The sequence below is a fragment of the Acidisoma silvae genome, assembly GCF_020618775.1.
Lineage (GTDB): Bacteria > Pseudomonadota > Alphaproteobacteria > Acetobacterales > Acetobacteraceae > Acidisoma > Acidisoma silvae.
Map to the genome: position 1 here is coordinate 278,758 of NZ_JAESVB010000001.1, position 23,169 is coordinate 301,926.

Consider the following 23,169-nt stretch of genomic DNA (forward strand, 5'->3'; position numbering starts at 1 on the left):
AATGCGTCTGCGCAAATTATTGGTGCAGGATATTACGTCGACCGGTTCGCTGGGCTTTTGAGCAAGTGAAACCCCGACGCAGATGAGAGACTTCCGTTGCCCTCCTTAGGCTTATGTCCCGGCAGGCCCCCTGGCAGATCCTCGGATGGGAGTGACGACTAGATAAAAGGAGCGTCGGCATGTTGTCCCGTAACCTCGAGCAGACTCTCCACCGCGCGCTCTCCCTCGCCAGCGAGCGCAAACACGAATACGCAACTCTTGAGCATCTGCTTCTCGGGCTGACCGAGGACACCGATGCCGCCACCGTCCTGCGCGCCTGCGGCGTCGATCTCGACAAGCTGCGCGCCGACCTGACGGAGTTTCTCGACAAGGATCTGGCCGGTCTGGCGACCGACCGCCCCGGCGATCCGAAGCCCACGGCGGGCTTCCAGCGCGTGGTGCAACGCGCCGCTATTCATGTGCAATCCTCCGGCCGCGATGAAGTCACCGGCGCGAATGTTCTGGTTGCGCTCTTCAGCGAACGCGAAAGCCATGCCGTCTACTTCCTGCAGTTGCAGGACATGACGCGTCTGGACGCCGTCAACTTCATCAGCCACGGCATCGCCAAGTCCCCCGGCAAAAGCGCGCCGCGCCAGGAAAAGGCTGCGGCCTCGGATACGCCCGATCCGGAAGAGAAGACGGCGCGCCGCGGCCAGGACGCGCTCTCCAACTACTGCGTCAACCTCAACAAGAAGGCGCAGTCGGGCAAGATCGATCCGCTGATCGGGCGCGAGAACGAGATCGAACGCACGATTCAGATTCTGTGCCGCCGCACCAAGAACAACCCGCTTTATGTGGGTGACCCGGGCGTCGGCAAGACAGCCATCGCGGAAGGCCTGGCCAAGCGCATTGTCGACGGCGACGTGCCGGAAGTGCTTGCCAAGTCGATCATCTTCTCGCTCGACATGGGCGCGCTGCTGGCCGGCACCCGCTATCGCGGCGATTTCGAGGAACGGCTGAAGGCCGTGGTGACGGAGCTGGAAGCCCAGCCCGGCGCGGTTTTGTTCATCGATGAAATCCACACCGTGATCGGGGCGGGTGCCACCAGCGGCGGCGCCATGGACGCGTCCAACCTGCTGAAGCCTGCTCTGGCCGCCGGCACGATGCGCTGCATCGGCAGCACGACCTATAAGGAGTTCCGGAACTACTTCGAAAAGGATCGCGCCCTTGTCCGGCGTTTCCAGAAGATCGATGTGCCGGAGCCCTCGTCCGACGACGCGGTACGTATCCTGCGCGGCCTGAAGACCGTCTACGAGAAGCATCACAAGGTCCGCTACACGGACGAGGCGATCCGCGCGGCCGTCGACCTCTCGGCGAAATACATCCATGACCGCAAGCTGCCGGACAAGGCGATCGACGTGATCGACGAAGTCGGCGCCAGCCGGATGCTGCTGCCCGAGCATAAGCGCCGCAAGACGGTGACGCTGCGCGATGTCGAGGAGATCGTCGCCAAGATCGCGCGCATTCCGCCCAAATCCGTGTCTGCCGATGACAAGGAAACCTTGCGGCATCTGGAACGCGACCTGCGCTCGATGGTCTTCGGGCAGGATCAGGCGATCGACGCGCTGTCGGCTGCCATCAAGCTGTCCCGCGCCGGGCTGCGCGAGCAGGAAAAGCCGATCGGCAATTATCTGTTCAGCGGTCCGACCGGCGTCGGCAAGACGGAAGTCGCCCGCCAGCTCGCCAGCGTGCTCGGCATCGAACTCGTGCGCTTCGACATGAGCGAATATATGGAGCGTCACTCCATCTCGCGTCTTATCGGCGCGCCGCCGGGCTATGTCGGCTTCGATCAGGGCGGCATGCTGACGGACGCCATCGATCAGCATCCGCATTGCGTGCTGCTGCTGGATGAGATCGAGAAGGCGCATCCCGATCTCTACAACATCCTGCTGCAAGTGATGGATCACGGGAAGCTGACCGACCACAACGGCAAGACGGTCGATTTCCGCAACGTCATCCTGATCATGACGACCAATGCCGGTGCCTCCGACATGGCCAAGGCCGCAATCGGCTTCGGCCGTGACATGCGGGAAGGCGAGGATGAGGATGCCATCAAGCGCATGTTCACCCCGGAATTCCGCAACCGTCTGGACGCGGTCATTCCCTTCGCGTCTCTGGGCCAGGAAGTGGTGGCCCGTGTGGTCGAGAAGTTCGTGATGCAGCTCGAGGCGCAGCTCGCCGACCGCAATGTCACGATCGAGCTCTCCTCCGGCGCCAAGGAATGGCTGGCCGAGCGTGGCTACGACAAGCTGTATGGCGCGCGGCCGCTGGCCCGCGTGATCCAGGAATATATCAAGAAGCCTCTGGCGGAGGAGCTGCTGTTCGGTCGCCTTGCCAAGGGTGGATCGGTCAAGGTTGGCATGAAGGACGGCAAGCTCGACTTCGACATGACGGAAGCACCGGCGCCCATCGCCGGCCGCCCCGGCAGCGAAGAGGGTGGCACCGAGAAGGAACCGGAAGAGGTCGAATAATCGTCCTCACCGCGTTTCCCGTGAATCAAAAAAGGCTGCTGAGGGAAACCTCGGCAGCCTTTTTCAGTCTCATGGTCGTGCGCAGCTTAACGGGTGGTTCTGCGCCACAAGAGCGTTTGAGCTTTTTATTGAAGCGGCGTCATCCCCGCGACAGCGGGGATCTTCTTACTTTGGCACCGCGACGAGGCGCAGAAGATGCCCGCTTTCACGGGCATGACGGTTGGAGAGGTACTTCATTCAAAACCTAAACCTGTCTGGCCTCGTTAGCGGCTTGCACAGATGACCAAAAGCTTAGCTTGCCGCCGCGAGGCGTGACGGTGCCGCGACATTCGCGATGACCTCGCCGAAAGGCCCGGCATTGCGGGCGGCGGCCAGGTCGGTGCCGGTCGTTTTCTTCAGCGGCAGCAGCGGAAAGACCAGTTCCGCGAAGCGGTAGCATTCTTCCAGATGCGGATAGCCGGACAGGATGAAGCGGTCGATGCCGAGCGCCATATATTCCTTCATCCGGTCGGCGACCTGCTGAGGATTGCCGACGAGTGCCGTGCCGGCGCCGCCACGTACCAGACCGACGCCCGCCCAGAGATTGGGGCTGATGATGAGATCTTCGCGGCGGCGGCCTTTCACCAGGTCCTGCATCCGGCGCTGGCCCACCGAATCGAAACGCGCGAAAGCCTTCTGCGCCGTCTCGACCTTGTGGTCATCGACATAGCGGATGAGGTCATCCGCCGCTGCCCAGGCCTCTTCCTCAGTCTCGCGCACGACCACATGCAGGCGGATGCCGAAGCTCATGGTGCGGCCTTCGCGTGCGGCGGCTTCCCGCGCATCCGCGATCTTGGCGGCAACCTCGGCCGGCGGCTCACCCCAGGTGAGGTAGACATCGGCATGCTTCGCCGCAACCGCTTGGCCGGGACCGGAAGACCCACCGAAATACAGCGGCGGATGCGGCGCCTGTACCGGCGGAAACAGCAGCTTGGCGCCTTCCACCTTGATATGCTTGCCGGTGAAGTCGAAGGTCTCCCCCGCCAGCATACGGCGCCAGACGGTGAGGTATTCCTCCGTCGCCTCGTAGCGGGCCGTATGGTCCAGCCAGACGCCGTCGCCTTTCAACTCGGATGGGTCGCCGCCGGCAACGACATTGATGAGCAGGCGGCCGCCAGACAAACGGTCCAGGGTCGCGGCCATGCGCGCGGTCATGGAGGGTTCCGACAGGCCGGGGCGGACGGCGACCAGGAAGCGCAGCCGCTCTGTCAGCGGAATCATGGAAGAGGCGACGACCCAGGAATCTTCGCAGGACCGGCCGGTGGGCAGCAGAACGCCGAAATAGCCGAGCTCGTCGGCCGCGCGGGCGATCTGGCTCAGATATTTGATGGTCACATGGCGGGCGCCGATATCGGACGCCAGATAGCGGCCGTCGCCATGCGTCGGCAGAAACCACAGCACATCGGTCTCGGTCGCCGGCGGTGCGCCGGAAGAAATCGCACCCTTGCTCGTCATGACGGGAAAGCTCCTATCGCCTCAATAGCTCGAAGATATAGGAAACATCCCCGTATGACGAAAGGGTTTAGATCATTGACCGATTTTGTATCGTGTTAAAGCGGGTCACGCCCTATGGCTGCGCTTCAGCGCGAAGCCGAATTGCAGCCAGGCAATTCCGTGGAAAACCAATTCGATAGCGATCAGCGTGCCCAGAACCCACAGGCTGGACCAGGGCAGGCTGGCATAGAGCATGATGCCGACCGCAAAGCTGACGAGACCGCTGAGAATGACCAGCCACAGTCCCTGCATATGCCGGTGCGTTGCTGCCACGATCAGACGGGCGATCCCGCTGACGATCAGCATCACCGCAATGACGATGGTGATGATCAGCGAGCCGCGCAGGGGCTCTTCCATCAGCAGCAATCCGCCGATGACATAAAGGATGCCGATCAGGACATAGAGCAGGAAGCCACTCCAGCCGCGCATGGTAAAGGCGTGGACGATCTGGAAGACACCGCCGATGAGCAGCAGCACGCCCAGGATGACGACGCCCGCGATGCTGGCGGCCGTCACGTCGATCCAGCACAGCACGCCGACGATGATCTGAACGATGCCGAGGGCAACGAACCAGCCCCAGCGGTCGGCGGGCGCGCTGCCGGGCTTGGGCAGGGTGGGAGAGAGGCCGAAACCGGACATGGGGATAGGCTCCGTTTGATTGCGAAGCCGAATTCTTATGGCAGATCAGGCCGTTGCGCCATCATGGCGGCCAGAGTTTCCCCTAACCGCCATGGAAAACACGCTGTCAGTTCGTCTGCTGGATGGCGGCCAGAATCCAGTGACTGCCGCGACGGCGCGTGAAGGTCCAGACTTCGCTGACCAGCGCGCGGACATTGGGATCGCCGTCCACAATCCGCCCCGTGCGGTCTTCGGTAACGTCGATCATCGAGAAGCGCATGGCGACGGTGGCATAATCGGTATCGCCCTCGCTCCAGGCTTCGGACAATTCCATATTGTCCATCTGCACGTCCGAGACGCGGTTGCGCAGGCCCTGCCGGCTGAGCGTGTTCAGCTGATCCTGGAAATAGCCCATCAGTTCCGGCGTCGCCGCCTGGGAAATGGCGCGCAGATCACCCGCGCCCCAGGCCTGCTGCACATAGGCGAGGCACTGGGCGAAGGCCTGGCGGTCGGCGGAGGTCAGTTGCAAAGGCTGCACGCTCGGTCCCATTGCCTGTTGCCCTGGTCCGATGCCGCCATATTGCCGGCCCGGTGCCTGTCCGCCGCCGAAGATGGACGGCTGGCCGGACCGGCGGGTGAAAAGCCGGAACAGCCAGCGGAGGATGAAGAACAGGATGATCAGCTGGATCAGCACGCCGAAGAGGCCGCCGAAACCCAGGCCCATATGCATGAAGCCGCCGCCGAACAGCAGGCCGAAGATGCCGGCACCGATGAAGCCGCCCAGCAGCCCGGTCATGAAGGGCCGGCGCTGGGCAAAATTGCCGCCTGTACCCAAGCCGCGATTGGCATAGCCGGCAGCGGGCGCCTGACTACGCTCAAAGGGCGCAGCCCCAGGCGCGATCGAAGTCGGCCGTGGCGGGCGATAGCTGAAGCTGCCGCGGCTGCCCATGGAATGGCCACCACCAAGACGGGCATCGGCATGGTCGACCGCGATGCCGCCCATGAGCGGTAGAAGGGCAGCGAATAGAATAAAAAAGCGGCGCATGACGCGCACAAACTCCATGACAGTGAGACTCACGATATGGTGAGTCTCACCAACATTGCCAGTGGCAGGAAGGTTAAGACCCCGCCATCATCATGTCATCGATCCGGATGGTCGGTGCGTCCGTCCCGCGCAGGAAGCGCAGGTCATTGGCCGGCACCAGGCGCGCGAACATGTCGATCAGATTGTCGGCGATGGTGATCTCGGCCACCGCTTCGGCCAATTGCCCGTCGCGGATCATGAAGCCGGCGGCACCCCGGCTGTAATCGCCGGTCAGGCCGTTGATGCCGGAGCCGATCAGCTCGGTGACGTACAGCCCTTCCCTGATATCCGCTATCAGCTCGGCCGGGCTCAATTGCCCTGCCGTCAGATAGAGGTTCGAGGTCGAAGGGCCGGGCGGGCCGGAGGTGCCGCGCGCCGCATTGCCGGTCGTCTTCAGACCCAGTTGCTTTGCGCTGCGGCCGTCCAGCACCCAGGTCATCAGCACGCCGTCGGCGATAAGGTCGAGCGGCGCGGTCGGCTGGCCTTCGCCGTCGAAGGGGCGGGACCGCAGGCCGCGCACGCGATGCGGATCGTCGCGAATGGTGATGCCGCGCGCGAAGATCTGCTGGCCCATCTTTTCCCGCAGGAAGCTGGTGCCGCGCGCGATGCCCGCACCGTTCACCGCACCGGCCAGATGGCCGACGAGGCTGGGGGAGACGCGCGGGTCATAGATGACGGGCAGTTTCGCGGTTTTCGGCCGCGTCGGGTTGAGGCGCGCCAGCGCGCGCTCGCCGGCGCTGCGGCCGATGCGCGTAGGGTCATCCAGATCGGCCTGATGCACTGCGCTGGTATAATCGTAGTCGCGCTGCATCTCGGTGCCGCTGCCAGCCAGCGCGGTGGCCGAGACCGAATAGCCGGTGCGCTGATAGGTGCCGGCGAAGCCACGGCTGGTCACCAGCACCGCTTCGCTGCGGCTGTAGCTGGCATCCGCGCCTTCGCTATTGGTGATGCCGGCGACGGACAGCGCCGCATCCTCGGCTTCACCGGCGCGCAGGCCGAGCGTCGCGGCGTCAGGTTCGGCGCTATCGGCCATGTCGAGGTCCAGCGCCGGGATCGGCCCGATATCCAGCAGCCCGCTCAGCGGGTCAGCCGGCACCAGCTTCGCCATGGCAATGGCGCGTTCGGCGATATCCGCGAATTTCGCCGGGTCGAGGCCGGGCGCCGAGACGATGGCGGAACGCTCGCCCACGAAGACGCGCAAGCCAAGGTCACGGCCTTCCGAGCGTTCGACATGCTCGATCTTGCCGAGGCGGCGGCTGACGGACAGCGAGGTGCCGGCGAAATAGACGGCATCGGCTTCGTCAGCGCCTTTGCTGCGGGCGACCGCCAAAAGATCGGCGAGCTTGTCGGTGTCGGTACTCATGCCGCGAGGGTTTCCGTAATGGTGGGCAGGCCCGGCACTTTGCCGCCTGGCCCAAGCACCGCGAGGGTCGGCTTGGCGCGGAAGATGCGGGCGGCGGCGCGGCAGACGTCTTCCGTCCGCACGGCGGTGATCTGGTCCACCATTTCCTGCACGGGTACGATGCGGCCATAGACCTGCAACTGGCGGGCCAGCTGCTCGCAGCGGCTGCCGGTGCTTTCCAGCGACATCAGGATGCTGGCCTTGGCCTGGGCGCGGGCGCGCTGCAACTCGACCTCGGTCACGTCATGCTGCACGCGGCGGAGTTCTTCCAGCGTCACCGGCATCAGCTCCTCCGCCTCGCTCTCGCCCGTTCCGGCATAGATGCCGAAAAGGCCGGAATCGGCGGCAGGGGCCGTGAAGGCATAGACGGAATAGACCAGCCCGCGCTTTTCACGGATTTCCTGAAACAGGCGGGAGGACATGCCACCGCCCAGCAGCGTCGACAGCATCATCGATGCGTAGAAATCCGGGTCGGTATAGGAGACGGACGGAAAGCCAAGCACGATATGGACCTGATCGAGGTCGCGCGCCTCGCGGAACTCACCGCCGCGATAGTCGGAGGGGGCAGCCCCCGGCACCGGCGAGGTCGGCAGATCGGCGAAATGCTTTTCCGTCAGCCGCACCACCTCGTCATGTTTCAGCTTGCCGGTGGCGGCGACAACGACATTCCGCGTGCCGTAATGGGCGCGCATGTAATTGGTCAGTGCGTGGCGCGGCATGGAGCGGATGACGTCTTCCGTGCCCAAAGTCGGGCGGCCCATGGGCTGGTTGGGGAAGGCGGCTTCCTGGAAATGGTCGAAGATGATGTCGTCCGGCGTATCATTCGCTTGGCCGATTTCCTGAAGGATGACGCCGCGCTCGCGCTCCAGCTCTTCCGGTTCGAAACTGCTATGGGTCAGGATGTCGCCGATGATATCGGCGCCGAGCGCGATGTCTTCCTTCAGCAGCTTCACGTAATAGGCAGTCTGCTCGCGGGCGGTATAGGCGTTGATATGGCCGCCGACCGCCTCGATCTCTTCCGCAATCTGCACAGCCGAGCGCGTTTCCGTACCCTTGAAGGCCATGTGCTCCAGGAAGTGGGAAACGCCGTTCTCGGCAGCTTCCTCATGCCGTGTGCCGGCGGCGACATAGGCGCCGAAGGACACGGTTTCGACGCGCGGCATCTCTTCCGTCACGACAGTAAGGCCGGAGGGGAGAGTCTCCACGCGGATGGCGTCGCTCATGGGGCAGTCCTTAAAGCTGGTCGTTACGGCCGACGAAGGCACGTATCAGGCTTTCGACGGAAGCGAGATCGTTGGGCGCGCGGGTCAGGCGCTCCTCGCCTGTCATCAGATGGGCAAGATGCGGCGGCAGGGAAGGGCGGATGCCCGTCGCGGCTTCCACCGCATCGGGGAATTTCGCCGGATGCGCCGTCGCCATGGCGATGACCGGCGCGGGCGCCGGCAGCTTGGCCGCCTGGCCAGCGGCGATGCCGATGGCGCTATGCGGGTCCGCCAGATAGCCGGTCGTGTCATGAATCTGGCGGATGGCGGCCGAGGTTTCCGCGTCGCTCAGCGCCAGGCCCTGGAACAGGGCGGTCGCCTTTTTCCAGGCGGCGTCGGGCACCGGCATATGGCCGGTCTTGCGGAAATCCTGCATCAGCTGCGCGGTGACGGTTGGGTCGCGATCGACCAGTTCGAACAGCAAGCGCTCGAAATTGGAGCTGACCTGAATGTCCATGCTGGGTGACAGGCTGGGCGCCACGCCCTTGGCCGTCATGTCATTAGCGGCCAGGAAGCGGGTCAGGATGTCGTTGCGGTTGGAGCCGATGATCAGCTTCGATACCGGCAGCCCCATGCGGCGCGCGGCCCAGGCGGCCAGCACATTGCCGAAATTGCCGGTGGGCACGGCGAAGGCGACTTCGCGGTCCGGTGCGCCCATGGCGAGCGCGGCGGCGACGTAATAGGGAATCTGCGCCGCGATACGCGCCCAGTTGATGGAATTGACGGCCGTCAGCTTCATATCGCCACGGAAGGCGGTGTCGGCAAACAGGCCCTTCACCATGTCCTGGCAATCGTCGAAGGTGCCGTCGACCGCGATATTGAAGACATTGCTGGCATCGACGGTCGTCATCTGCCGGCGCTGCACTTCGCTGGTGCGGCCTTCGGGATGCAGGATAGCGATTTTGATCCGGCTGCGGTCGCGGCAGGCTTCGATGGCGGCCGAGCCGGTATCGCCGGACGTCGCGCCCACGATGGTGACAGTCTCGTTCCGCTCGGTCAGCACATGCTCGAACAACTGACCGAGAAGCTGAAGCGCCATGTCTTTAAAGGCGAGGGTGGGACCGTGAAACAGCTCCTGCACCCAAAGGCCGCTGTCCAGCTGCACCATGGGAACGCGGGCCGGGTGGTTGAAGCCGGCATAGGCGCGTTCGCAGAGCCCGCGCAGCACATCCAGGCTGATCGTCTCGCCGACGAAGGGGTGCATCACCTGGGCGGCGAGTTCCGCGTAAGGCAGATCGCGCAAGGCGCGCCATTCGGCGGCCGACCGCTCGGGCCAGCTTTCGGGCATGAAGAGCCCGCCATCCTCCGCGAGGCCCGCGAGCAGAACACCACCGAAGTCTCGCGGCTCGGCTTGGCCGCGTGTCGAGAAATAACGCATCCGTCTCAGCTATCGTAAAGAAGAGGGCTTCGCCAGCGCCCAGCGCGCATGGCGTGGCAGATTTCCAAGCGTCAAGGCGCGGGAAACCCTCACCGCCGGTAAGGCAAAGGCAGCAGTGAGCGGATGGGCATTTTGATCGGCGCCATGATGCCCGGCACGATGACGCAGGCATCGGGGTCATAGTCCAGGATCATCTCCCGACAGGCGCCGCAGGGGGAGACGATGGCGAGGCTCTGGTCGATTTCCTCGGCCTTCGGGTGGCGGATGGCGACCGCGCTTTCAATCGTGCCGTCGCCGTCCAGAATGGCGCGGCCCAGCGCGATAGGCTCGGCGCAGATCTGCATGCGGCCGACGGTCGCACCTAGATGGATGCCGGTCCAAATGCGGCCGTCCCGGCTGCGGATGGCAGCCGAGACCATATGCCAGAAGGGCCGGTAATGCTTGACCAGAACGGCACGAGCCGCCGCGATCAGATCGTGGTCTTCGTCCGTCAGTGTCTCGACGGGAATCTCAGGCTCAGCCGGTTCCGCGGCTTCATTCTGCAGCCTCAAGCTCGTCTCCCGTAGGATCGGTCATCATGGCATTCACCACGATGCCCGCCTGTTCGCGAATCTTCAATTCCAGCGTTTCCGCGAGTGCGGAATTATCGAGCAGGAACTGGCGGGCATTGTTCCGCCCCTGGCCGATGCGCTGATTGTCGAAGCTGAACCAGGAGCCCGACTTCTCAACCAGGCCGGCCTTCACGCCGAGGTCGATCAGCTCGCCCATCTTGCTGATGCCCTCGCCATACATGATGTCGAACTCAACCTGACGGAAGGGGGGCGCCAGCTTGTTCTTCACAACCTTCACGCGGGTCTGGTTGCCGACGACGTCTTCCTTTTCCTTGATCTGGCCGATGCGGCGGATATCGAGGCGGATGGAGGCATAGAATTTCAGCGCATTGCCGCCCGTCGTCGTTTCCGGATTGCCGAACATGACGCCGATCTTGAGACGGATCTGGTTGAGGAAGATGAAAGTCGTCTTGGATTTGGAAACCGAGCCCGTCAGCTTGCGCAGCGCCTGGCTCATCAGGCGGGCATGCAGGCCGACATGGCTGTCGCCCATTTCGCCTTCCAATTCGGCGCGCGGCACCAGGGCCGCCACGCTGTCGATGACCAGAACGTCGATCGCGCCGGAGCGGACCAGCGTATCGGCGATTTCCAGCGCCTGCTCGCCGGCATCGGGCTGGCTGATCAGCAGGTTGTCCACATCCACGCCCAGCTTGCGCGCATAGATCGGGTCCAGCGCATGTTCGGCGTCGATGAAGGCGCAGGTGCCGCCGCGCTTCTGCGCTTCGGCGATCACATGCAGGGCCAGCGTGGTCTTGCCCGAGCTTTCGGGGCCGTAGATCTCGACCATGCGGCCGCGGGGCAGGCCGCCGATGCCGAGTGCCAGGTCAAGCCCGAGCGAGCCCGACGGGATAACCTCGATCTGCTCATCCGTGCCCTTGGACCCCATCCGCATGATGGAGCCCTTGCCGAAGGCCCGCTCGATCTGAACGAGAGCCGCGTCTAAAGCCTTGGTCTTTTCCATAATCGTCCCTCTCAGGGCATCGTCTAGGCAGGTGGCGAGCAAGCGATCCGGGCGCCGCGACTCGAGCCCCAGCCGATCATCGGCGGACTCTGCGCGAATAAGAACAATTTAGCAACTCCGGTCTGAGCGGTGCCGCCGAACCTGCCGCCAAGCCTAGTCGACTAATTGCGATATCGTTACGATATCGACCCCGGCGATGTCCATGTTTCGATGCGCGCGGTCCAGAGATCCTTCCAGATCGATGCCCCGGCTGGCCTCATCCACCATGGCGACGGAAAGGTTGAAATGCCGCGCGTCGCAGGCCGTCCAGCCGACGCAGAAATCGGTCGCGACGCCGCAGACCACGATTTCGGTGATGCCACGGCTGGCCAGCCAGCCGTCCAACCCGGTGCGGGTCTTGCGGTCGGCTTCCAGGAAGGCGGAATAGCTGTCGACGTCGCGGTGATAGCCCTTGCGCAGGATCAGACCGGCATGGGGAATGTCGAGCTGGGGGTGAAACTCGGCGCCCTTGCTGCCCATGACGCAATGGTCGGGCCACAGCACCTGCGGGCCATAGAAAGCGTCGAAGGTGTCGAAGACATCCTGTCCTGCGTGGCTGGAGGCGAAGGAGGTATGGCCCGGGCAATGCCAGTCCTGTGTCAGCACCACATTCTCGAACCGTCGGGCCAGCCGGTTGATCACGGGGATAATCTCGTCCCCGCCGGTCACGCCCAAAGGCCCGCCGGGCATAAAGTCATTCTGCATATCGACGACGATCAAGGCACGCTTGGATGACATGCTGATACTCCTCAGCCCAGGTTCAATTGCTTCAGCGCGTCTTCCACGATTGCCGCTTCCGGCTGGTCGATCGAAACGGCGGTCGCCTCGTCGGGGCCGGGCTCTTCCAGAGTGTCGAACTGGCTGCGCAGCAGGGAGGCCGGCATGAAATGCCCCTTCCGGTGCTGCATGCGGTCCAGCAGCAGCTCGTAGCTGCCCTTGAGATAGACGAAATGCACGTCGGTATGGCCGCTGCGCAGGATGTCGCGATAGGCGCGTTTGAGGGAGGAGCAGGTGATGACGCCCTGCTGGCCCGCCTGCCGCCAGACGTCGATCCGGGCGGCGATGGCTTCCAGCCAGGGTTCGCGGTCGGCGTCGGTCAGCGGAATGCCCTGGCTCATCTTCGCGATATTGCCAGCGGGATGCATCTCGTCCCCCTCGATCATCGGCAGGCCCGCGCGCCGCGCGACATCGCCCGCGACGGTCGATTTGCCGCTGCCGGAAACGCCCATGAAGATCAGAGCGGTGAAGCGTGGTGAGGCGGGGCTGGTGTCCGGCAAGATGCGACTCCCGATCAGCGTCTGTGATGCAGCAAAGGAGCATAGCCCGTCTACCGCGCAACTCTCTAACAGCCCGCGTTTTTCTGTCCATTGGACGGTGACGCAGACCCGTCGGCCTGTTGCCGCCAGGCACTGGGGCTTGCGCCCGTGATGCGCAGGAATTCCCGGTTGAAATTGGATTTCGTCTGGAATCCGACTTCGAGAAAAATATGGGTGACGGTTTTTTTGGTCTCAGCCAGCAAGCGGCATGCATCCGCTACGCGGTGCTGGTTGACGTATTGCGACACGCTCATTCCCCGCGCGCGGTTGATGGCGCCTGACAGGCTGCGGGCGGGCAAAGCCATGCGCCAGGCCAGCCGCTCGAGACTCAGATTCGGATCGTGATACGGTGCGCGCTCGCGCATTAAAGCATCCAGGGCATCGACGATCTCTATATCGCCAGCGGCCGGCGGTGCTGTTTCCGGCACCGCTGATGGCTCGGGCGCGGAAGGCAAAGTGAGAACGGGAGCGCTCTTGCCGACAACAGTCGCGACCCAGCCAAGAAGAGCGATGGAGATCAGGCTCGATACGCCGGAAATGAGGCCTGCATCACGACCTTGGTCGCGCATCAGGTCCAGGTTGATGGCAAGGTCGGCGATCGGTGAGGCGATGACCGTAAAGCCGGTAACCCATAATGCATGTGATACCGAAATGGCGCCGTCGAGTGTCGCCCGACCGAGTGCATCCGGTCCACGATAGGCGAGCCGGAGCAACGCGATACCATAGCCAAGGAAGATCAGGGCAAGGGCCAGATCGATGAACCACGGCGCGAAAACCCAGAGGCCGGCGATCAACAGTGGCGGCAGCATGTGCAGCGCAGCACGCTGGTTCACGGTCACGAAGCTGCGGAAGCCGAGCCAGGACAGCGGGGCCAGGCCACCCGCCAGAATGCTCTGAGCTGGAAGCACGCCGCGAAGCCCATATCCCCAATGTAAGCCGAGAAGCACGGCCTGCGCCGCATAGGCGCCCACCATTGTTGCAAACCAGCGGCTTGCCCGGGCCTGATCGCCTCGCAGCAGACGGACCAGCAGGATGCTGAGGAGAAAGGCAACGACGAAGGGAAGCGGCACCAGCGGCATGGATAGGATTTATGGCCGAGATCGCAATCTTGGACGACCTAAAACCGGATCGCGGTCGTCAAAACCGGTGGCTTGGCTTGGATTACCGGAGCCACAAACCGGATCAGCCCTCATGCGTATTCTGTTTCTTCTTCTCTTCGCGTCCTTGCCGCTGACCGCCCATGCGGCCGGTTTGCAATTCATAGACGTCCCCCCTGCTGCCGCAGGACCCGCCATGACTGGTGCGGTCTGGACGCCTTGCGCCGCGAAACCGGGCGCGGTGACGGTCGGTTTCGGCATCACCGTTCCGGGCACCAAGGATTGTCCCGTTCTGGGCCGCAATCTGCCGCTGGTTGTCATCTCCCATGGGGTTGGCGGCTGGTCCTTAGGGCATCACGATGTGGCGGAGACTTTGGCCGATGCCGGATTCGTGGTCGCCGCGATCGACCACCCCGAGGATGGCGGCCGCATTAAGGACCGCAGCCGGGCGGATGCCTTGCAGGTCTGGCGCCAGCGCCCGGCGGATATCCGCCGTCTGATCGACTATATGCTCACTGTCTGGCCCGGCCACGACCTGATCGATCCGGCGCGTATCGGCTTCTATGGCTTCTCGCGCGGTGGCTTTACCGGGCTTGTGCTGATCGGCGGCAATCCGGACCAGGAGAGACTGGCGGCTATCTGCAAGGACTACGCCAAACTTCAGACCTGCCAGCAATTGAAGGCCGGCGAGCGCCTGGCGGAGCCGCTGCCGCATGACCCGCGCATCCGCGCGGCGGTCCTCGCCGACCCTGTACTGAGCCGGATTTTTCTGCCCGCAGGTCTCGCCGATATTCGCGTGCCGACGCAGATCTGGGCCTCGGAATACGGTGGTGATGGCGTGGTGCCGGGGGAGGTGGCGACGATGGCAAACAGCCTGCCGGTCCCCCCTGATCTGCACCGCGTAAGGGGCGCGGAGCATTTTGCCTTCCTGGCACCCTGCGGGGCCGCGCTGGCGAAACTGGCGCCTGTCGTCTGCACCGACCGCCCAGGCTTTGACCGTGTGGCATTCCATGCCGCTATGGACCATGCCATCCTTGCTTTCTTCCGGGTGCAATTGGCGCCTAAACACTGATCCCGAACACCGATGAGGACAGATGCGCCTTCTGCTGACGGGGTCTTCCGGCTGGCTCGGCCGTTTTCTGGCGCCGCGCCTGCGCGCCCTGGGTCATGAGGTCATTGGCCTTGATGTCGCAGTTGGCGCGGACACCCAGGTGCTGGGCTCGGTCGCCGACCGCGCGCTGGTCGATCGGGTTTTCGCCGCGCATCTGCCCCAGGCAGTGATCCATGCCGGGGCTTTGCACAAGCCCGATATCATCCGCTACCCGGCACAGGCCTTTATCGACACCAATGTTACCGGCACGCTGAACTTGCTGGAAGCGGCAGTCGCCGCCGGGCATGACCGCTTCATCTTTACCTCCACCACCTCGCTGATGATTTCGGACGCCATCCGGCGGGAAACGGCCGGCCATGCCGTCTGGCTGGATGAAAGCACTGGCCCGCTGGCACCGCGCAATATCTACGGCGTCACCAAGCTGGCGGCCGAGGGCCTGTGTCGCCTGCATCATCTGGAGCACGGGCTGGCCTGCATCGTCCTGCGTACGGGCCGTTTCTTCCCCGAGGATGACGACACCCATCGCGACCTGACGGGCGAGAACATGAAGGCGAATGAGTTCCTGCATCGGCGCCTGACAGTGGAAGACGCGGCGGAAGCGCATGTCGCGGCTTTGGACAAAGCAGGGGAGATCGGCTTCGGCACCTATGTCATCTCCGCACCGACGCCCTTCGCGCGGGCAGACGCGGAGGCGCTGAAGCGGGACGCCGCCGCCGTCATCGCCCGCTACTACCCGGAAGCATCGGCGCTCTATGCCGCGCGCGGCTGGCGCCTGCCGGTCTCGATCGGGAGGGTCTATGACGCATCCGCCGCCGAACGCCACCTGGGCTTCCGGCCGAGGACGGATTTCGCGGGCGTGCTCACGGCTTTGCGATCCGGCGCCCCGCTGCCTTTCGCGCATGATCCGTCCTATACCTCGCCCAAGGAACCCTGAGGATCATCGCGATGATCGAGACGATAGAGGCTTTGGAGGCGATCTACGGACCGGCCAATCCGCGCTCGCTACAAAAGGAAATTCCCCGCCTCAACCCCGACTACCGCGCCTTCGTCGAAGCGTCGCCGATGATCATGGTGGCGACGGCGGGGCCCGAGGGGCTTGATTGCTCACCCAAGGGCGATGCGCCGGGCTTCGTGCAGATTCTGGATGACGAGACGCTCGCGATCCCGGATCGGCCGGGCAATAACCGCATCGACAATCTGCGCAATATCATCCGCGATCCGCGCATATCGCTGCTGTTCATCATCCCCGGCGTGGGCGAGACCCTGCGCGTCAACGGCCGTGCGGTTATTTCAAACGATGAAGAACTGCTCTCGCGATTTTCCGTCGGCGGCAAGCTGCCGAAGACGGTAATCCTGGTGACGATCGAGAGCGTCTATTTCCACTGCGCGAAAGCCTTCGTGCGTTCGGCCCTGTGGGATCCGGCGCGGCATGTGGAGCGGTCAAAACTGCCGAGCGCCGGGCAGATTTTGCAGCATATTTCCCAAGGCGCCTTCGACGGCGCGGCCTATGACCGCGACCTGCCGGAGCGGACCAAGGCGACGCTGTACTGAGTATTGGTCGTCCGCGCACTTGTTGCGCGGACCTACCCGATTGGGCGCCGCGACGGGTAGGTGCCCGGCACAAGGCCGGGCATGACGGGTGTTAGACGTTAAAGCGGAACAGCAGGACGTCGCCGTCCTTCACCACATATTCTTTGCCTTCGATGCGCAGCTTGCCGGCTTCGCGCGCGCCGGCCTCGCCCTTATAGGCGATATAGTCGTCATAGGCCGTGGTTTCGCAGGCGATGAAGCCGCGCTCGAAATCGCCATGGATGACGCCGGCGGCCTGCGGCGCCTTCATGCCTTTTTCAATCGTCCAGGCCCGCGTTTCCTTCGGCCCGACGGTGAAATAGGTGGCCAGGCCCAGCAGCCCGTAGCCGGCGGCGATGACGCGGGCCAGGCCGCTTTCCGTCAGGCCCAGGCCTTCCAGATATTCGCCCTGATCCTCTTCCGGCAGCTGGCTGACTTCCGCTTCGATGGCGGCGGAGACCACCACATGCGCGGCGCCGTTGCGCGCCGCCATCTCCGCGACTTTCGCCGAAAAGGCATTGCCGGTCGCGGCCGAGGCTTCCTCGACATTGCAGACATAGAGGACAGGTTTCGCGGTCAGCAGTTGCAGCCGTTCCGCCATCTTGCGGTCGGCCAGGGGGATCGCCGTGCGGGCAGGCTTGCCTTCGGTCAGCGCGGCGATGATCGGCTCCACCAGAGCGAGTTGGGTCGCACTTTCCTTGTCGCCGCCGCGCGCCCGCTTCTGCAAGCCGTTCAGGCGTTTTTCCAGGCTTTCCAGATCGGCCAGCATCAGCTCGGTCTCGACCACCTCGGCGTCGCGCACCGGGTCGATGTCACCCTCGACATGGGTGATGTCGCTATCCTCGAAGCAGCGCAGGACATGGATGATGGCATCCGTCTCGCGGATATTGGCCAGGAACTGGTTGCCCAGGCCCTCGCCCTTGGAGGCACCGCGCACGAGGCCGGCGATATCGACGAATTCCAGGCTGGTCGGCAGAATCTTCTGCGACTTGCCGATGGTGGCCAGCGGCTGCAGGCGCTTATCGGGCACCGCGACGCGGCCGACATTCGGCTCGATCGTGCAGAAAGGGTAATTCGCGGCCTGCGCGGCGGCGGTCGCCGTCAGGGCGTTGAAAAGCGTGGACTTGCCGACATTGGGCAGGCCGACGATGCCGCAATTGAAGCCCATTACTGTACCTTCCGCATGTCTTCGGAAACGCTGGTCATGAATTTTTCCGGCTCGCCGTCCGCGAGAAGACCGGCGCTATCGGCGACGGCATCCAGGAAGGGCAAAAGCCAGCTTTGGTCGGCTTTGGCGAAATCGCCCAGAACATAGCCGTGAACGCGATCCTTGTGACCGGGATGGCCGATGCCAAGGCGCACGCGCCCGTATTCCGGCGTGCCGATCAACTGGTCGATGCTGCGCAGGCCGTTATGGCCGGCCGCCCCGCCGCCCCGCTTCACGCGCAGCTTGCCGGGGATGAGGTCGAGTTCGTCGTGAAAGACGGTCAGGTCAGCGGGCTCGATCTTGAAGAAGGAGAGCGCCTGCTGCACCGATTGTCCGGAGAGATTCATATAGGTCATCGGCTTGAGGGCGAGCACTTTCTGACCGCCCACGCGCCCCTCGGCCAATAGGCCTTTGAAACGCGGCCGCCACGGCGTGAAGCCGTGGCGGTGCGCAATCACATCCAGCGCCATGAAGCCGATATTATGGCGCTGTCGAGCCATCGCTGGCTCAGGGTTGCCGAGTCCGACCCAAAGCAGCATGGGAAGACCCGGCTCCCGTTCAGGTTAGCGTAGCGTGACTTACTTCTTCTTCGCGGCCGGCTTGGCAGCGCCCTTGCCACCCTTGGCGGCGGCTGCGGCGGCAGCGGCTTCGGCCTTGGCGGCGTCTTCGGCGGCGTCGGCCGCGTTCTGCTGAACCGAGGCGATGCTGGCGATGACGAAGTCACGGTCGAGAATGGTCGGACGCGTGCCTTCGGTGCCTTTGAGGTCCGAGTAGCGAACGTTGTCGTTGATGTCGAGCTCGGTCAGGTCGGCCACGAAATGCTCGGGCACCGTCTCCGGGTCGGCATAGACTTCAACCGTGTGACGCACGACGTTCAGGACACCGCCGCGCTTCAGGCCGGGGGAAACCGCATCGCCTTCGAAGGACACGGCAACCGCAACGCGGATCATCTCGCCGGGGGCGAGGCGCTGAAAGTCGACATGCTCGGGCTGGTCGGTGACGGGGTGGAACTGAACGTCGCGGATCAGCGCACGGGCCTTGTCGGTGCCGAGATCGACTTCATACAGGCGGGACCGCCAGCCACCGCGATGCAGCTCCTTGATAACCGCGCGCGGCTCGAGGGCAATCAGGGTCGGCTCTTGCTTCGCACCGTAAATAACGGCGGGAACTTTCCCCGCCCGGCGTGTCGCGCGTGCTGCCCCCTTACCTGCCCGCTCGCGCAGTTCGGCCGGAATAGACGTGAAATTGGCCATAACTCGCTCCTTGCAAATGCATAAAACGCCGGCCTCCAGGGGTGCCGACGTCAGGGGCGGGCGTTTAGCGGATGCGGCGGGCAGAGGCAAGCTTTCCTATGCGCATGCCGCCCGCCCGTTTCCGGCAGGCGCCTTATAATACTGGGAAGAATGACGAAAATGCCATCTCCTGGCGTCTTGCCCTGGGCAGGGCCTTCCGTCATGGTCCGCCGCCGTTCAGAACCGCGTCCGATGACCCCCCACGCCATTCTCCTTCACCTCATCTTTCTGGCCGGCCTGGCCGTTCTGTCCGCCGGCGGTGTCCGGGCCATGATCGCCTTTGGCGTCATGGACCACCCCGAGGGGCGCAAGGCGCATGAAGCGCCGACGCCCAAGCTCGGCGGCGTCGGCATCGTGCTGGCCTATCTGGTCGGCATTCTGGTCCTGTACCGCTTCGCCGGGTTCGCGCGCCTGGCCGACCCGTATTTCCGGGGCATGATCCTGTCGGCCTTCGCCATCGCCTTCGTGGCGCTGCTGGACGATATCTACGACTACCGCTTCATCGTGAAATTGGCGGCCCAGGTGGCCGCCGCCCTGACGGCGGTGCTGACCGGGCTTTATGTCGTGGCCTACCATCTGCCCTATATCGGCGGCGTCGATGTCGGGCCTTTCGCCATTCCCTTCACGCTGTTCTGGATTCTCTTCGCGACCAACGCGATGAATTTCATCGACGGGCTGAACGGGCTGGCCTCGGGCATCACCTTCATCACCTGCGTCTTCCTTAGCCTCTTCGCGGCCCATGCCAATGGCTGGTTCACCTATTTCGCGGCGGCCTTGCTGGCCGCCGGCGTGTTGGGCTTCATTCCCTTCAACTATCCCCGCGCGCGCATCTTCATGGGGGATGTCGGCAGCCAGTTCTGCGGCTTCGTGCTGGCCATGCTGGCCGTCGCCTCCTCCCGCTTCGAAAGTACAGAACTCTCCTTCGTGCTGGTGCCGATGATGCTGACCGGCGCGCTGTATGATGTCGCTTTCACCCTGGTGCGCCGTTTGCTGCGTGGCGAGAACATCACCCAGGCCCATCGCGGGCATCTGTTTCAGATCGCCCATCGGTCCGGCCTGCCGGCCTGGGCCATCACCCTGATTTACTGGGGGTTCACGCTGTTCGGCGCCGCCGCCGCCTGGGTTTTTCTGGCTGTTCCGTCTCATTACAAGCCGATGATCGTGCCGGTGCCGCTGATTCCGCCCGTCCTTTGGACCCTTTATGTCGTCTATCGCGCCAAGCGTGCCGATGTCGGCCGCTGGTCACATTGATATGTCCGCCACGATCTCGAAATGACGGCTGGCATCCACGCCGTTTCCGCCTAGACTTGTCTCCAGGCTGAAGCGTCCGTGGACCTTCGTCCGGCGGGCGCCAAAAATGAGGCGAGGGGGAATAGCATGTCGAAAGTTGCACTCGTAACCGGCGGCACGCGCGGTATTGGCGCCGCCATCAGCATCGCCTTGCAGGAAGCCGGCCGCACGGTCGTTGCCAGCTATGCCGGCAATGTCGAAAAGGCGGAGGCTTTCTCTGCAGCCACGGGAATCCAGACACTGAAATTCGATGCCGGCGATTTCGCGGAATGCGAGGCGGCGGTCGCCCAGATCTCGGCCGAGCAGGGGCCTATCGAAATTCTGGTCAATAATGCCGGCATTACCCGGGACGGCACCATGGCGCGCATGACGCGCGACATGTGGGATGCGGTGATCGATACCAATCTCGGATCCTGCTTCAACCTCTGCAAACTGACCTTCGACGGCATGAAGACCAAGAAATTCGGCCGCGTCGTCAATATCGGCAGCATCAACGGCCAGGCCGGCCAATATGGGCAGGTCAACTATGCCGCCGCCAAATCCGGCATCCATGGCTTCACCAAGGCGCTGGCTCAGGAAGGCGCGCGCTTCGGCATCACCGTCAATGCCATCGCACCCGGCTATGTCGATACGGATATGGTGCGCGCGGTGCCGGAAGATGTGCTCGGCAAGATCATCGCGCGCATTCCCGTCGGCCGCCTGGGCCAGGCCGAGGATATCGCACGCGGCGTCGTCTTCCTGACGGCGGATGAAAGCGGTTTCATCACCGGATCGACGCTGTCGATCAACGGTGGCCAGCATATGTACTGATCAACGGATACTTATATCTTTATGTCTTTGCGAATTGGAATTGCCGGCATTTCGGGCCGGATGGGTCAGATGCTGGTGGAAGAGGTAGCGACGGCCGGTGCCGCCCTTGTCGGCGGCACGCGGTATTCGACGCCGGCGGAATCGCTCGTGCCACTTTTCCCGAATGTCGCGGCACTGGCCGAAGCCAGCGACGTGGTGATCGACTTCACCCGCGCCGGTCTGGCGGAAGCGCATGCCGAGGTGCTGATCGCGGCCGGCACGCCCTGGATCTTGGGCACGTCCGGGCTTTCCGCGCAGGAGGAAGCGGCGGTGGCCCAGGCCGCGCGCTGGATTCCTGTCGTCTATGCGTCGAACTTCTCGCCCGGCGTGACACTGGTTCTGGCGCTCGCTGAACAGATGGCGGCAGCGCTGCCGGCTGAGCAATACGATGCCGAAATCGTTGAAATGCATCACCGCCAGAAGGTGGATGCGCCATCCGGCACGGCCATCGGCATCGGTCGCGCGGTCGCGGCCGGCCGGCGCGTCGATCTCAGCGACGTCATGCAGAGCGGGCGGGACGGGCATACCGGCGCCCGCCCCACCGGGGCCATCGGCTTCGCGGCTTTGCGGGGTGGGCAGATCGTTGGGGAGCATAGCCTGCTCTTCGCGGGCGCCGACGAGCAAATCGTTCTTACACATAGGGCTTTTGATCGCAGGACCTTCGCCACGGGCGCTGTCAGGGCAGCGCATTGGGTCCGCGACAGAGCGCCCGGCCTCTATTCCATGAAGCATGTTCTAGGTCTGGGCTGAGCGCCGAAAGGGTTGACCCGCCTGCCACTTTAGGCGAAACCGCCACTCCCTCGCCTGTCGGTGAGGATTCTCCTCCTGTCAGCACGGAGCATCTTATGCGCGACACCGGCGAGTATCTTTTCACGTCAGAATCGGTTTCCGAAGGCCATCCCGATAAGGTTGCCGACCGGATCAGCGATACCGTGCTGGACGCGTTCCTGGCGGCGGACCCCTATGCCCGCGTGGCCTGCGAAACGATGGTGACGACCAACCGCATCATTCTGGCCGGCGAAACCCGTGGCCCCGACACCGTCACGCACGAATATCTCGCGCATCTCGCGCGTCTCGCCGTGCATGATATCGGTTACGATCAGGAAGGCTTCTCCTGGCGCAATGCCGAGGTGGCCGTGCATCTGCATGCGCAGTCCGCCGATATCGCGGTCGGCGTCGATGCCGCCGGCAACAAGGACGAAGGCGCGGGCGACCAGGGCATCATGTTCGGCTACGCCTGCCGCGAGACCGAAGACCTGATGCCGGCGCCGCTGTATTATTCGCATCTCATCCTGCGCCGCGTCAGCGAACTGCGCCGCAACAAGGACATCTCGGTCGCCGGCCTACAGCCCGACGCCAAGAGCCAGGTGACGCTGCGCTATGTCGACGGCAAGCCCGTCGGCGCGACCTCCGTCGTCGTCTCCACCCAGCATGACGCTGACGTCAGCCTCGGCCGCGTCCGTGACATGCTGCTGCCGATCATCCGGTCGAGCCTGCCGGAAGGCTGGATGCCGTCCGAGGACGAGATCTACATCAACCCGACCGGCACCTTCGTCGTTGGCGGTCCGGACGGCGATTGCGGCCTGACCGGCCGCAAGATCATCGTCGACACCTACGGCGGTGCGGCCCCGCATGGCGGCGGCGCCTTCTCGGGCAAAGACCCAACCAAGGTTGACCGTTCGGCCGCCTATGTCTGCCGCTATCTGGCGAAGAACGTCGTCGCCGCCGGTCTGGCCGAGAAGTGCACGCTACAGATCTCTTACGCCATCGGCGTGTCGCATCCGCTGTCCGTCTATGTCGATCTGCATGGCACGGGCCGCGACGTGAACGAACTGAAGCTGGAAAAGACCCTGCGCGAGCTGGTGAACCTGTCGCCGCGCGGTATCCGCGAGCATCTGCACCTCAACCGCGCGATTTATGCGCCGACTTCTGCCTATGGCCATTTCGGCCGCACGCCGGACGAGGAAAAGGGCACCTTCACCTGGGAAAAGACCGATCTTGTCCCGGCGCTGAAGTCCGCTTTCAACCGCTGATCGACAC

The 23,169-nt window shown here is 63.9% G+C and carries 22 protein-coding genes; 8 read left to right on the forward strand and 14 right to left on the reverse strand.

What is annotated here, in order from left to right; all coding sequences use genetic code 11:
- The first annotated feature begins 179 nt into the window (after window positions 1-179).
- Window positions 180-2,510, forward strand: coding sequence for an ATP-dependent Clp protease ATP-binding subunit ClpA (clpA, locus tag ASILVAE211_RS01300; protein WP_227319479.1), 2,331 nt, complete (start codon window positions 180-182; stop codon window positions 2,508-2,510).
- 291 nt (window positions 2,511-2,801) lie between these two features.
- Here clpA and ssuD read toward each other — a convergent pair whose 3' ends face one another.
- The 11 genes from ssuD to ASILVAE211_RS26265 all read right to left on the reverse strand — a co-directional run bounded on the left by ssuD (window position 2,802) and on the right by ASILVAE211_RS26265 (window position 13,685).
- Window positions 2,802-4,004, reverse strand: a complete 1,203-nt coding sequence (gene ssuD / locus ASILVAE211_RS01305) for an FMNH2-dependent alkanesulfonate monooxygenase (RefSeq protein ID WP_227319480.1) — start codon at window positions 4,002-4,004, stop codon at window positions 2,802-2,804.
- A gap of 105 nt (window positions 4,005-4,109) precedes the next feature.
- Entirely contained in the window at window positions 4,110-4,682 is a 573-nt protein-coding gene (locus tag ASILVAE211_RS01310; RefSeq protein WP_227319481.1) for an HdeD family acid-resistance protein, read from the reverse strand.
- 106 nt (window positions 4,683-4,788) lie between these two features.
- Entirely contained in the window at window positions 4,789-5,706 is a 918-nt protein-coding gene (locus tag ASILVAE211_RS01315; RefSeq protein WP_227319482.1) for a Tim44 domain-containing protein, read from the reverse strand.
- 73 nt (window positions 5,707-5,779) lie between these two features.
- A complete protein-coding gene (locus tag ASILVAE211_RS01320; RefSeq protein WP_227319483.1) occupies window positions 5,780-7,108 on the reverse strand; it encodes a TldD/PmbA family protein in 1,329 nt (442 codons plus the stop codon).
- Window positions 7,105-8,370, reverse strand: coding sequence for a M16 family metallopeptidase (locus ASILVAE211_RS01325; protein ID WP_227319484.1), 1,266 nt, complete (start codon window positions 8,368-8,370; stop codon window positions 7,105-7,107). Before ASILVAE211_RS01325 ends, ASILVAE211_RS01320 begins: the two co-directional genes overlap by 4 nt.
- A 10-nt stretch (window positions 8,371-8,380) precedes the next feature.
- Complete coding sequence (thrC, locus tag ASILVAE211_RS01330; RefSeq protein WP_227319485.1) at window positions 8,381-9,787, reverse strand: threonine synthase; 1,407 nt, start codon at window positions 9,785-9,787, stop codon at window positions 8,381-8,383.
- A gap of 89 nt (window positions 9,788-9,876) precedes the next feature.
- Entirely contained in the window at window positions 9,877-10,338 is a 462-nt protein-coding gene (locus ASILVAE211_RS01335; protein WP_227319486.1) for a cytidine deaminase, read from the reverse strand.
- The gene (gene recA, locus ASILVAE211_RS01340; protein ID WP_227319487.1) at window positions 10,322-11,359 is read right to left on the reverse strand and encodes a recombinase RecA; all 1,038 of its coding nucleotides are present in this window, start codon (window positions 11,357-11,359) and stop codon (window positions 10,322-10,324) included. The genes ASILVAE211_RS01335 and recA overlap by 17 nt, the downstream gene beginning before the upstream one ends.
- A 153-nt stretch (window positions 11,360-11,512) precedes the next feature.
- Entirely contained in the window at window positions 11,513-12,136 is a 624-nt protein-coding gene (pncA, locus tag ASILVAE211_RS01345) for a bifunctional nicotinamidase/pyrazinamidase (protein ID WP_227319488.1), read from the reverse strand.
- An 11-nt stretch (window positions 12,137-12,147) separates the two neighbouring features.
- Complete coding sequence (locus tag ASILVAE211_RS01350; RefSeq protein ID WP_227319489.1) at window positions 12,148-12,675, reverse strand: gluconokinase; 528 nt, start codon at window positions 12,673-12,675, stop codon at window positions 12,148-12,150.
- Window positions 12,676-12,740: 65 nt separating this feature from the next.
- Window positions 12,741-13,685, reverse strand: coding sequence for a helix-turn-helix domain-containing protein (locus ASILVAE211_RS26265; protein WP_227319490.1), 945 nt, complete (start codon window positions 13,683-13,685; stop codon window positions 12,741-12,743).
- Window positions 13,686-13,905: 220 nt separating this feature from the next.
- Between ASILVAE211_RS26265 and ASILVAE211_RS01360 the strand changes: the two genes are divergently transcribed.
- From ASILVAE211_RS01360 to ASILVAE211_RS01370, 3 genes are read left to right on the forward strand one after another with little or no spacing between them, the layout of a single operon-like run.
- Window positions 13,906-14,883, forward strand: a complete 978-nt coding sequence (locus ASILVAE211_RS01360) for an alpha/beta hydrolase family protein (protein ID WP_227319491.1) — start codon at window positions 13,906-13,908, stop codon at window positions 14,881-14,883.
- Window positions 14,884-14,905: 22 nt separating this feature from the next.
- Complete coding sequence (locus tag ASILVAE211_RS01365; protein WP_227319492.1) at window positions 14,906-15,856, forward strand: NAD-dependent epimerase/dehydratase family protein; 951 nt, start codon at window positions 14,906-14,908, stop codon at window positions 15,854-15,856.
- Window positions 15,857-15,867: 11 nt separating this feature from the next.
- Window positions 15,868-16,473 (forward strand): pyridoxamine 5'-phosphate oxidase family protein, encoded by a 606-nt coding sequence (locus ASILVAE211_RS01370; RefSeq protein ID WP_227319493.1) that lies wholly within the window; start codon window positions 15,868-15,870, stop codon window positions 16,471-16,473.
- Between the two features lie 91 nt (window positions 16,474-16,564).
- On the opposite strand, the gene ychF is transcribed toward ASILVAE211_RS01370, so the two are convergent.
- From ychF to ASILVAE211_RS01385, 3 genes are read right to left on the reverse strand one after another with little or no spacing between them, the layout of a single operon-like run.
- Window positions 16,565-17,659 (reverse strand): redox-regulated ATPase YchF, encoded by a 1,095-nt coding sequence (gene ychF, locus ASILVAE211_RS01375; RefSeq protein WP_227319494.1) that lies wholly within the window; start codon window positions 17,657-17,659, stop codon window positions 16,565-16,567.
- Entirely contained in the window at window positions 17,659-18,237 is a 579-nt protein-coding gene (gene pth / locus ASILVAE211_RS01380; protein ID WP_227319495.1) for an aminoacyl-tRNA hydrolase, read from the reverse strand. Before pth ends, ychF begins: the two co-directional genes overlap by 1 nt.
- 39 nt (window positions 18,238-18,276) lie before the next feature.
- A complete protein-coding gene (locus ASILVAE211_RS01385; protein WP_227319496.1) occupies window positions 18,277-18,951 on the reverse strand; it encodes a 50S ribosomal protein L25/general stress protein Ctc in 675 nt (224 codons plus the stop codon).
- 231 nt (window positions 18,952-19,182) lie between these two features.
- On the opposite strand from ASILVAE211_RS01385, the gene ASILVAE211_RS01390 reads away from it, so the two are divergent.
- The 4 genes from ASILVAE211_RS01390 to metK all read left to right on the forward strand — a co-directional run bounded on the left by ASILVAE211_RS01390 (window position 19,183) and on the right by metK (window position 23,162).
- Window positions 19,183-20,241, forward strand: a complete 1,059-nt coding sequence (locus ASILVAE211_RS01390) for a glycosyltransferase family 4 protein (RefSeq protein WP_227319497.1) — start codon at window positions 19,183-19,185, stop codon at window positions 20,239-20,241.
- Window positions 20,242-20,367: 126 nt separating this feature from the next.
- Window positions 20,368-21,090, forward strand: a complete 723-nt coding sequence (phbB, locus tag ASILVAE211_RS01395; protein ID WP_227319498.1) for an acetoacetyl-CoA reductase — start codon at window positions 20,368-20,370, stop codon at window positions 21,088-21,090.
- A 27-nt stretch (window positions 21,091-21,117) separates the two neighbouring features.
- The gene (gene dapB, locus ASILVAE211_RS01400; RefSeq protein ID WP_227320102.1) at window positions 21,118-21,879 is read left to right on the forward strand and encodes a 4-hydroxy-tetrahydrodipicolinate reductase; all 762 of its coding nucleotides are present in this window, start codon (window positions 21,118-21,120) and stop codon (window positions 21,877-21,879) included.
- Window positions 21,880-21,974: 95 nt separating this feature from the next.
- Window positions 21,975-23,162, forward strand: coding sequence for a methionine adenosyltransferase (metK, locus tag ASILVAE211_RS01405; protein WP_227319499.1), 1,188 nt, complete (start codon window positions 21,975-21,977; stop codon window positions 23,160-23,162).
- The last annotated feature ends 7 nt before the right edge of the window (window positions 23,163-23,169 follow it).

What these genes read in the sequence shown, in the direction of transcription:
- clpA (WP_227319479.1), top strand. Translation starts at nt 180, where the DNA reads ATGTTGTCCCGTAACCTCGAGCAGACTCTCCACCGCGCGCTCTCCCTC.
- pth (WP_227319495.1), bottom strand. Translation starts at nt 18,237, where the DNA reads ATGCTGCTTTGGGTCGGACTCGGCAACCCTGAGCCAGCGATGGCTCGA.
- ssuD (WP_227319480.1), bottom strand. Translation starts at nt 4,004, where the DNA reads ATGACGAGCAAGGGTGCGATTTCTTCCGGCGCACCGCCGGCGACCGAG.
- pncA (WP_227319488.1), bottom strand. Translation starts at nt 12,136, where the DNA reads ATGTCATCCAAGCGTGCCTTGATCGTCGTCGATATGCAGAATGACTTT.
- ASILVAE211_RS01315 (WP_227319482.1), bottom strand. Translation starts at nt 5,706, where the DNA reads ATGCGCCGCTTTTTTATTCTATTCGCTGCCCTTCTACCGCTCATGGGC.
- ASILVAE211_RS01310 (WP_227319481.1), bottom strand. Translation starts at nt 4,682, where the DNA reads ATGTCCGGTTTCGGCCTCTCTCCCACCCTGCCCAAGCCCGGCAGCGCG.
- ASILVAE211_RS01320 (WP_227319483.1), bottom strand. Translation starts at nt 7,108, where the DNA reads ATGAGTACCGACACCGACAAGCTCGCCGATCTTTTGGCGGTCGCCCGC.
- ASILVAE211_RS01325 (WP_227319484.1), bottom strand. Translation starts at nt 8,370, where the DNA reads ATGAGCGACGCCATCCGCGTGGAGACTCTCCCCTCCGGCCTTACTGTC.
- ASILVAE211_RS01365 (WP_227319492.1), top strand. Translation starts at nt 14,906, where the DNA reads ATGCGCCTTCTGCTGACGGGGTCTTCCGGCTGGCTCGGCCGTTTTCTG.
- recA (WP_227319487.1), bottom strand. Translation starts at nt 11,359, where the DNA reads ATGGAAAAGACCAAGGCTTTAGACGCGGCTCTCGTTCAGATCGAGCGG.
- thrC (WP_227319485.1), bottom strand. Translation starts at nt 9,787, where the DNA reads ATGCGTTATTTCTCGACACGCGGCCAAGCCGAGCCGCGAGACTTCGGT.
- ASILVAE211_RS01360 (WP_227319491.1), top strand. Translation starts at nt 13,906, where the DNA reads ATGCGTATTCTGTTTCTTCTTCTCTTCGCGTCCTTGCCGCTGACCGCC.
- ASILVAE211_RS01390 (WP_227319497.1), top strand. Translation starts at nt 19,183, where the DNA reads ATGACCCCCCACGCCATTCTCCTTCACCTCATCTTTCTGGCCGGCCTG.
- ASILVAE211_RS01385 (WP_227319496.1), bottom strand. Translation starts at nt 18,951, where the DNA reads ATGGCCAATTTCACGTCTATTCCGGCCGAACTGCGCGAGCGGGCAGGT.
- ASILVAE211_RS01370 (WP_227319493.1), top strand. Translation starts at nt 15,868, where the DNA reads ATGATCGAGACGATAGAGGCTTTGGAGGCGATCTACGGACCGGCCAAT.
- phbB (WP_227319498.1), top strand. Translation starts at nt 20,368, where the DNA reads ATGTCGAAAGTTGCACTCGTAACCGGCGGCACGCGCGGTATTGGCGCC.
- metK (WP_227319499.1), top strand. Translation starts at nt 21,975, where the DNA reads ATGCGCGACACCGGCGAGTATCTTTTCACGTCAGAATCGGTTTCCGAA.
- ychF (WP_227319494.1), bottom strand. Translation starts at nt 17,659, where the DNA reads ATGGGCTTCAATTGCGGCATCGTCGGCCTGCCCAATGTCGGCAAGTCC.